General features: G+C 59.3%; 8 protein-coding genes. 5 read left to right on the top strand and 3 right to left on the bottom strand.

All coding sequences use genetic code 11. From position 1 onward, the window contains the following. Both BC363_RS33945 and BC363_RS27625 read left to right on the top strand, forming a co-directional pair. A partial coding sequence (locus tag BC363_RS33945) for a BBE domain-containing protein (RefSeq protein ID WP_141690457.1) occupies positions 1-123 on the top strand: 123 nt, incomplete at its 5' end. Positions 124-185: 62 nt separating this feature from the next. Beyond that, complete coding sequence (locus BC363_RS27625) at positions 186-923, top strand: gamma-glutamylcyclotransferase (protein WP_244519964.1); 738 nt, start codon at positions 186-188, stop codon at positions 921-923. 125 nt (positions 924-1048) lie between these two features. Here the strand turns inward: BC363_RS27625 and BC363_RS27620 are convergent, their stop codons facing one another. Continuing rightward, on the bottom strand, positions 1049-3076 hold the full coding sequence (locus BC363_RS27620) for a BTAD domain-containing putative transcriptional regulator (protein WP_083223702.1): 2028 nt from the start codon (positions 3074-3076) through the stop codon (positions 1049-1051). 142 nt (positions 3077-3218) lie between these two features. On the opposite strand from BC363_RS27620, the gene BC363_RS27615 reads away from it, so the two are divergent. Together BC363_RS27615 and BC363_RS36400 are read left to right on the top strand one after the other, a co-directional pair. After that, complete coding sequence (locus BC363_RS27615) at positions 3219-3461, top strand: hypothetical protein (RefSeq protein WP_065786258.1); 243 nt, start codon at positions 3219-3221, stop codon at positions 3459-3461. Positions 3462-3488: 27 nt separating this feature from the next. Beyond that, positions 3489-3647 (top strand): invasion associated locus B family protein, encoded by a 159-nt coding sequence (locus BC363_RS36400; RefSeq protein ID WP_083223703.1) that lies wholly within the window; start codon positions 3489-3491, stop codon positions 3645-3647. Between the two features lie 75 nt (positions 3648-3722). On the opposite strand, the gene BC363_RS27610 is transcribed toward BC363_RS36400, so the two are convergent. Then, the gene (locus BC363_RS27610; RefSeq protein WP_065786259.1) at positions 3723-5102 is read right to left on the bottom strand and encodes a hypothetical protein; all 1380 of its coding nucleotides are present in this window, start codon (positions 5100-5102) and stop codon (positions 3723-3725) included. 342 nt (positions 5103-5444) lie between these two features. Between BC363_RS27610 and BC363_RS27605 the strand changes: the two genes are divergently transcribed. After that, positions 5445-7562, top strand: a complete 2118-nt coding sequence (locus tag BC363_RS27605; protein WP_065786260.1) for a carboxy terminal-processing peptidase — start codon at positions 5445-5447, stop codon at positions 7560-7562. A 335-nt stretch (positions 7563-7897) separates the two neighbouring features. On the opposite strand, the gene BC363_RS27600 is transcribed toward BC363_RS27605, so the two are convergent. Then, on the bottom strand, positions 7898-8752 hold an 855-nt coding region (locus BC363_RS27600; protein WP_141690456.1), incomplete at its 5' end, for an aldehyde dehydrogenase family protein.

Here is an 8752-nt window from a genome sequence, read left to right as displayed (position 1 = left end):
GTCGAAGCGGCCTATGGCGGCAACTATCGGCGGCTCGTCGAGGTCAAGCGGCGGTATGACCCTGAGAACCTGTTCCGCATGAACCAGAACGTGCGGCCGATCGAAGATCAAGGGGCGGCATGAACCGCACCGCTTGCTTCCGGTGCGAGGCGCTTCTCTAAGGGGACTGGAGAATGAGAGGATTGATGCTCACAAGCGAACTTGTTGCGTGTGTCCAGCGTTTCGAGCCCGATCCCGGCGTTCAGCCAGGCACCGTTCCACTCGCCGAAGAGGACTATGAAAGTATTCTTGGCTGCTTGCTGGCGACACGGCCACTCGGCCCATTGTGGCTCTTCGCCTATGGTTCTCTCATCTGGAAACCCGAAGTGACGCATGCGGAGGAGCGCGTTGCCACAGCACCGGGCTGGCATCGTGCATTCTGCCTCAAGCTCCTGCGCTGGCGCGGCACGCCCGAGCGTCCCGGCCTGATGATGGCCCTGGATCGCGGCGGTTCTTGCAAAGGCGTGATCTATCGGCTGCCGGAAGAGGGGCTGCGTGAGCAGTTGTCCAAGCTCCTGCGTCGCGAGATGAGTGTCAAATGGCTACCGGACGGCGGGCGGCCGGTCACTACAAATGCCGTCCGTTGGATCAGTGTGACGTGCGGCAAGGAGGCCATTTCTGCAGTCGCATTCGTCGCCAATCCCAACGGCGGAGCCTATGCCGGCAAGCTCGGCTTGGAAGATGTGGCGCGAACTCTCGCCACTGCGGCGGGACATTGGGGTTCGTGCGCGGAGTACCTCCGCAATACGGTCATCCATCTCGAGAGTCGAGGTATCCGCGACGGCAATTTGTGGCGACTACAGAAGCTGGTTGCCGCCGAAATCGCCACCTCGCGTAAAACGGGAAGATTGCGATCGAACCCCGGCCGTCACACTGAACGCTAGGGAAAATACCGGGTTCGATTTCAAAGAACAGCGGCCTTGAAAGCTATCAGACCAATGTTGCGTTGCGCTCGTTCCAGTAGATTCGCGTACTGCGGTTGCAGGTACAAACCACAGTTTGCGCCGGTTCATTTCTCGGGAACGCCGGCACGGATCAAACCAGCAATAACGTCCTGCAGATGCGGGAGACGACGAGAAACCGGCAGGGCGGCATGCCGCGCGATCGTGAAATCGGGCTGCAGTTCGAGGAACCTGCGCGCCGCCCAGCGGGCCGTCGCAAGGTCGTCGGCCAAGGCCGACCAAGACGCCAGCATGCGATAGGCCCACGTCACGTTTGGATGCCGGGTGACAACATCCTTGGCAATTTCGGCCGCTTCCTTCCAGCGCCCCTCCAGCGAAAGCGTCGCACCCACGCCCATACTCATATTGAATGCGAAGGGATCCAGCGGGCTTAGTGCCATGGCCCTTTCGAAGCGGGCGCGGGCGTCTTCCGGCTCGTTCTGATAAATACCTGCCCACCCGAAGCGATTCCAGGCCCAAGCGTTGTTCGGGTCGAGCGACAAGGCGGCCTTAATGAAGGTGAGACCCTTCTCGGTATCTCCCGCAAGACTGGCGGCGGAACCACACGCCGTCAGCGCGGTCGGATCATTGTCGATCAGGCCGGTTGCCTTTTCCACCTCATCCAGCGCTGCGGCGATCGTGCCGGCGATATCATCCGTCCAGAGATATTGTGCTGACAAGGCAAGGCACCATGCCAGCAGCGCATGCGCCCGGCCGTAGTTCGGGTCGAGGACGATCGCTTGTCGCAGGATCGCGACGGCCTCCTTCATGGATTCGGAGTTCTGGCCCCACAATTTGGGAAAGGCCCGCATCACCAGATCATAGGCGTCGAGATCCGCCGGCAGGGTACTCCTGGCCGCCTCGATTTCGGCCAGACGGACTGCAGGATGAAGCGCACCGGCAACCTGGGCGGCGATGCGGTCCTGGAATGCGAACAGTTCCGACGTATCTCCCTCGTATCGATCCGACCAGAGTTGGTTTCGTGACCGTGCATCCACGAGCTGCACGGAAATACGCAAGCGGCTGCCGCCACGCCGCACGGTGCCCTCCACGACATAGGCCACGCCGAGTTCCTCGCCGACCTCGCGCACGTCGATGAAGCGGCCCTTGTAGACGAAGGCGGACTGCCGGGCGATCACGAAGAAATCGCGCACACGCGACAGCGCGGCGGTTATCTCCTCAACGACCCCGTCGACAAAGTAGCCATCATCCTCGCCACTCAGATTGTCGAAGGGCATGACAACGATCGAGGGCTGATCACGACGCCTGCGGGGCACAGATATAGAAGCCTGTGTGGGAACAGCCGGTGCGGGCGAATACGCCGCGGCAAGGTTCTGATCCGGCGTTCCATCGATTTGCCTGGAAAGCAAGGCACGCGTGGCTTGCTCCGGCTCCACGCCCAGATCGCGGCGCAGGACTTCCTGGCACAGCAGGTATTGTCGTAGCGCTGCATTCGCCTTGCCGCGATTGAGGTAAATTCGGATCAGGGCGCGATGCGCCTCCTCGGCGGACGGATCGGTTTTCAAAAGCCGCTCCGCCAGACGCTCGCAAGCCAGCTCTTCAAGCAGGCCTCCGCGCGGCGCCGCGAGGCTGAGACGCTCGACCAGTTCAAGCGCGGCGCGGCGGTAGCCCATCCTGTAGGGGGCAAACCATTCCACCCCGTCCGATGCAGGTTCGGCGCCGAGCAGATCGCCAACGTAAAGGTCAGCAGCAAAGGCGAGAGCCGCGGTGTCGTTTGCCGAGGTCTTTTGATCGAACAGCCAGACATCGACATCGTCGTTGCTCGCGGTCAGCACGAGGTTGTCGTTGTCGCTGGTGATAAGAATCGCAGATCTATTACCCGACGGAAACACCCGCCTGATGTCCACTAACGCCTGACGCAAACTATTGCGCGCCTGTGTCCCGCCGCGATCCGGCCAGAAGGCTTCGGCCAGTGCCTCCCGCGTTCGACCCTTCTTGCCAGCCAGCACAAGCGCCGCGAAGACCAAGGTGGCCTTGCGCGTGGAAAAACGGACCGCCTGACCTTGCGGGGATACGAGATCGAAACCGCCGAACAACCGGACACGCATGGGAAAGCCTTTGTTGCCCGCAGTCACGATAGCACTTGCGGCTGGCGTTTTAACGCAAATTTAGCGCCGTTGACGCCGGCAAGGACGATTTCTTCACGCCTGGACGAATGGTGGTCAAGCGCTGGCCTGCGAATGTTGTCCCATCGAAATTCTAAAGCGGGAGACCAAGATGGCACATTTTCAGTCCAGTGCGGGGTTCGGAAGCCGTAGCTTCAGCAAGACGCTCGACGAGTATCTCGCCTCGACCCTTGCAAAATTGAACGCATGGCGGCGCGATACGGCACAGCGCCGAGCGATGGCGGAATTGAGCGGCGACACATTGCGCGACGTCGGCCATGCGCCTGATATCGCGCGGAAGCCCGTCATCGAGGTCGAAGCGGGCCTGATGAGCAAGCTGATGTCCATGCGCTGAGGGCAAGCTGGGCGCGTTGCCACAACAATGCGGTCGATCGTAGAGAATTACAGGGATTGGCGTGTCGCTTGCGTCCAGCAAGGCACGGACAAACAATGCGCCATGTCACAGGTTCAGACACAACAGAATGGCCAGCGTGTGCTTGCGATCGAACTCAGCGCGCCTAGTGGTAACACGGTCCCGTAACGCTCGTTTTGCCCTTTGGGCCCGCACTCGACGCCGGCGTGACGTTCCAGATCGATGAGAAGCATTGGGAAGTTGTCAGGCCAACTCAAGGTGAGAGTCTTTCGCCCCCTGTTCGATCAACGGCGCGGGAGACTTCCATTGCCGGTGGGAAGCGTTAAGCCGGCGCGCCACGATATCGTGGTTGAGCCACTGGATGGGCCCGGAGGGATCTGAGGACTCGCCAAAAATTAGCTGCCCGGTCGCCTCCACCACGAGAGCACTCAGGAGGTCGCTGATCATCGCCTTACTGTCCCGATGCATCTGCGTGATCTCGTTGGATGTGCCGATGGTCAGATCGGACTGTGCCTGGCTGTTTGCCATGGGCCACGCCGAGAAGTCGTAAAACGGACGCATGACCTCGTTGGCCTGCATATCGGTAATTTTTTGGAATACATCCTTCATCGTGAAGCCGTCTGCCAGAAGCTGCCCGCAAGCCTGCCATTGGTCCTCTGCCCAGTGGCCACCGTTCTCTTTCTTCAAGGCGAGTAGCAGCGGTATCAGGGGAAGCTCGATACCCGTAAATACGTCGGACGAATTGGTGCGGATTTCGGGACAGTTATAGACGGTTGCCTTGACACCTGCTGCCCAGGCTTCTTGCGCGATGCATTCGAGCCGCATCTTGGCGTAACCTTGGGTGTAATTGGTGTAGGTCTGCCAACGATAACTCCCGTCAATCAGGACTGCCGTTCCATGGTAACCGTAGGCGGTATACCGGACCTGACCACCCGATGCCTCTACGCGCTCCCGGATCGCCGTGCTGAAGTCGATAAGATGTCGAAAGGTGATTGCGGAGACTTCGTCGAAATTCTGCAGGATGAGCTTGCCCATATCGCTGTCGACCAGGGATTGCGACGACATGTGGCGGGGGCCGCGCCCCTTGTAGATTCGATTGGCAACGACCAGGAATACCTTCGCTTTTGGGATGCCTCCGGCCATTGTATGGGCGAAGAAGACATTGCGGCCGTCGGCAATCATACCGTCAAGAACGGCCATGACCTGCGAAAGTGAATTCGTGAACCGCGAGGTGGCGATGTCCCGGCACTGCTCAACGTAGTCCCAGTCGAGCGTGTCATGTTCCCAACTCTCCAGCGTCATGGTCGCGAGGAGATCAGTCGGAGTCGGGCCTCCTGCCGGAGCGTCGAGATCGAAGCCAGCCATAAGAGGTATGTTGATGATCCTGCCGCCCAGTCGCCCCTCGGCGGCAGAGAGTTCCTCGGCGTCCAGAGGCCGCAATGCGTTGTTCTCGTCGCGCCGCCCGACGGTGATCCCCACGATCTCCATTCCAGCCCGCCGGGCTTCTTCGAGCAAGCCAGTTGCATATCCGCGACCGAATAGTTCGCCGAAGAGGACGAAAACATCACCTTTACGAAAGACGTTGTTTTCAGCGATGCGATTCAATGCGACCGGGTTTTCCATGCTTTCAGCTCTTTGGTCCGTTAGTCGTCGAGCGATGGCTTAGACAAGCCTCAATAGTCACATGACCGCACTGACCCGTAATAGGAAGTCATTTTACGTGACCGTTCATTTCAAAGCGTGAAGTCCCGTTTCCGAAACGAAGTCTTCACCGACATGCGGCCTGGCGCTGTAGCGGCCCGCATCGGTCTCCTTGCGCTCCTAGCCGCGCGCAGGTTTGCGTCAACCTCCTCGACCCAAAGGGGCTTTTGATGCGCGCATGATCCACCCGGTTGCCAAAAAACCATAATTGCTTCACCTAGATCGTGCATCGACACTTGGCATTAAGAACTGGATCAACGCTGAATGCGCATATCATACGTCTTCCTTGGTGCATTTCTTGCAATCGTACAGTCCGCATATGCTGAAGTCGCCTCACCGCCTGTTTTGGAGCCGCTAAAGCAACAGGCACAAGCCGCTCAGCTGAGTGCAAAATTTCTCACGCGTTTCGGCTACAAGCCCGTTCCGCTCGACGACGCCTTGTCGGCCAGGATCATGGATCGGTTCATCAAATCACTTGATCCGGACCGCGTGCTCTTCCTGCAAGCGGATATCGACAGGTTCATGTCTGACCGCAGCGAGATCGACGACGCCATCGAACGGAAGAACTTGAAGATCCCGTTTGCGATCTTCAACGTGTATGGGAAGCGCGTTGTCGACCGCATGAACTACGCGCGCAGCTTGTTGAAGCAGGACTTCGATTTCGGTGCGCAGGAAAACTATTCCGTGCTGCGCGATAAAGCGCCTTGGCCGCAGTCGGAAGCCGAGAGCAATGAGCTTTGGCGCAAGCGCGTAAAAAGCGACTGGTTGCGGCTGAAACTGGGCGGCAAGACCGACGCGGCCATTCGCGAAACGCTCGACAAACGATATGCAAACGCTCTCGAGCGCGCTTATAAATATAAAAGCGATGACGTTTTCCAGTCGTTCATGAACGCCTACACAACGTCGGTCGACCCGCACACGGACTACTTCGGCGCGGCAGCTTCGGACGCTTTCAATATCGCGATGAAGCTTTCGCTGGTCGGTATCGGTGCGGTACTGCAGGAACGCGACGACTACACGACGATCCGTGAGCTCGTGCCTGGCGGGCCGGCGCAGTTGTCCGGCAAGCTCTCGGTCGGAGACCGCATTACCGGCGTGGGTCAAGGCAAGGATGGGGCGATAAAAGAAGTCGTTGGCACGCGCCTTGATGAAGTCGTGCAAATGATCCGCGGGAAGAAAGGGTCCGTCGTGCGCTTGGACATCCTGCCGGCGGATGCCGGAGCGGATGCCACCCATCGCGTCGTCAGCCTGGTGCGCGATAAAATCAGCCTCGAAAAGCAGGCGGCCCAGAAGGCCGTGCTGTCTGTGAAAGTGGGCGAAGCCACGCGTAAAATCGGGGTGATTACTCTGCCGGCATTCTATGAGGATTTTGAAGCCCGGCGCAAAGGAGACAAGGACTATAGAAGCGCCAGCCGCGATGTCGGAAAGCTCCTCGACGAACTGAAGCAAGAAAAAGTCGACAGCGTTCTCATTGACGTGCGCAACAATGGCGGCGGTTCACTGGAGGAGGCGATTGATTTGACCGGCCTGTTCATCGGCAATGGCCCGGTCGTTCAGCAACGCGGTAGCGACGGTAAGGTCGCGATAAGAAGCTCTGATTTTCCCGCGCCTGTCTGGACAGGCCCTGTGGCTGTCCTGATCAATCGCGGGTCGGCGTCGGCTTCGGAGATTTTTGCCGCGGCAATCCAAGACTACGGTCGAGGTGTGATCGTTGGCGAACCCAGTTTCGGTAAGGGCACCGTTCAAACTGTCGTCAGTCTTGACCAGATGGTTCGCAACAGCAAACCCGAGTTCGGTGAGCTGAAAGTGACGATTGCGCAGTTTTTCCGGATCAACGGCGGCACGACGCAGCTGCACGGCGTGACGCCTGATATCACCTTGCCGGGACTTTCCGATCCGACAAGGTTTGGCGAGACCAGCTATGACAATGCCCTGCCGTGGGCGCAAATCAAGCCGGCGAACTATGCGCCTGCCGACACTGTAGTGACGTTGCTGCCGACACTGCAAAGCCGCCATGATGCGCGGGTTGAGAGCAATCCGGATTTCCAACGCCTGTTAAAAGACATTGCGGAGTTGAAAGCGCAGCGCGAGAAAGGGGTTGTCTCCCTCAATGAAGCCGAACGTCGCAGAGAATTGACTGCTCAAGAAAATCGACTCAAGTCTCGTGCGCAAGTAAGCGATGGCGAAAATACTGGTGAAGATGATGGCCTCAATGCAAACGAGCGTAGCCTGAGTGCTGATATTGCCATTGAGAATGCCCGCAAGAACGCAAAAGACGTCTTGCTGGACGAAGCCGCCGCCATTCTTGCCGATGAGGCGGACTTGCAGCAAGGCGTGCTGAAGGCGGCCACAAAACAATCGGAAAACACGGACGGAAATTAATCATACCCGGCCGGCGCAACAGTATGCGCAGCTTTTTCAGGCCTGGTTGGGTCGTTGCTGCGACGCGGCGCCATCGGGCCGTTATTCGCCGGTGGCGGCATCTTTTATTTTGACGGTGTCAGTCGGTCCATTCGACAGAGCCATGGACTGACTGTCTTTTTCGTCAACGAGCCTCCCGTTTTCGGTTCGGTCCGGTTGGCGCACCCTAGAGCGTTTCCAGTGTGGACGGAGTCGCAGAAACGCTCTATCTCTTTGTTTGTACGCATTTCCTGACGAAAAACCGCTTCGCACTTTTCCTGGAAAGGCTCTAATGAACCGACCTGAGTGTCCTGCACCTACGCCGATGTGTAGGCCGTCTTGACGGTGGTGTAGAATTCGGCGGCATAACGACCCTGCTCGCGCGAACCATGGGAGGAGCCCTTGCGGCCGCCGAAGGGCACGTGGAAATCGACGCCGGCGGTCGGCAGGTTGACCATCACCATGCCGGCCTCGGCCTGGCGCTTGAAATGCGTCGCGTGCTTGAGGCTGGTGGTGGCGATGCCCGACGACAGCCCGAACGGCGTGTCGTTGGCGACGCTGAGCGCCTCGTCATAGTCCTTCACCCGGATCACCGACGCGACCGGTCCGAAGATTTCTTCGCGCGAGATGCGCATCGCATTGGTCGCCTCGGTAAACAGTGCCGGCTGCAGGTAGAAGCCGGGCGTGTCGCGCTGCAGCAGCTCGCCGCCGAAGGCGAGCCTGGCGCCTTCCTGCTTGCCGATGGCGATATAGTCGGTGTCCTGGTTGAGCTGGCTCTGGTCGACCACCGGGCCGATATGGGTGCCGGCCTTCAGCGCATCGTCGATGACGAGACCCTTCATGCGCTCGCCCATCGCCGCCACGAAGCGGTCGTGAATGCCGTCGGTGACAATGATGCGCGACGAGGCGGTGCAGCGCTGGCCGGTGGAGAAGAAGGCGGAGTTGACGGCGGCTTCGACGGCAACACCGAGATCGGCATCGTCGAGCACCACGAACGGGTTCTTGCCGCCCATCTCCAGCTGGTACTTGCGATTGTGCTCGACCGAGGCCAGTGCCACGCGTTTGCCGGTGCCGGTCGAGCCGGTAAAGGTGATCGCCTGGATGTCGGGGCTGTCGAGCATCGTCTGGCCGACGATGGAGCCCTTGCCCATCACCAGGTTCAACACGCCCCT

It is taken from the genome of Ensifer sp. LC384 (genome assembly GCF_001695865.1).
Taxonomy (GTDB): Bacteria; Pseudomonadota; Alphaproteobacteria; order Rhizobiales; family Rhizobiaceae; genus Ensifer.
The sequence above is the reverse complement of the archived record's forward strand: the minus strand, read 5'-3'. Positions and strand labels throughout refer to the sequence as shown.

Bases quoted from the DNA above. Each gene is read 5' to 3' on its own strand.
- BC363_RS36400 (WP_083223703.1), top strand. From the start codon at position 3,489: ATGCGGTCGATCGTAGAGAATTACAGGGATTGGCGTGTCGCTTGCGTC.
- BC363_RS27625 (WP_244519964.1), top strand. From the start codon at position 186: ATGCTCACAAGCGAACTTGTTGCGTGTGTCCAGCGTTTCGAGCCCGAT.
- BC363_RS27610 (WP_065786259.1), bottom strand. From the start codon at position 5,102: ATGGAAAACCCGGTCGCATTGAATCGCATCGCTGAAAACAACGTCTTT.
- BC363_RS27605 (WP_065786260.1), top strand. From the start codon at position 5,445: ATGCGCATATCATACGTCTTCCTTGGTGCATTTCTTGCAATCGTACAG.
- BC363_RS27615 (WP_065786258.1), top strand. From the start codon at position 3,219: ATGGCACATTTTCAGTCCAGTGCGGGGTTCGGAAGCCGTAGCTTCAGC.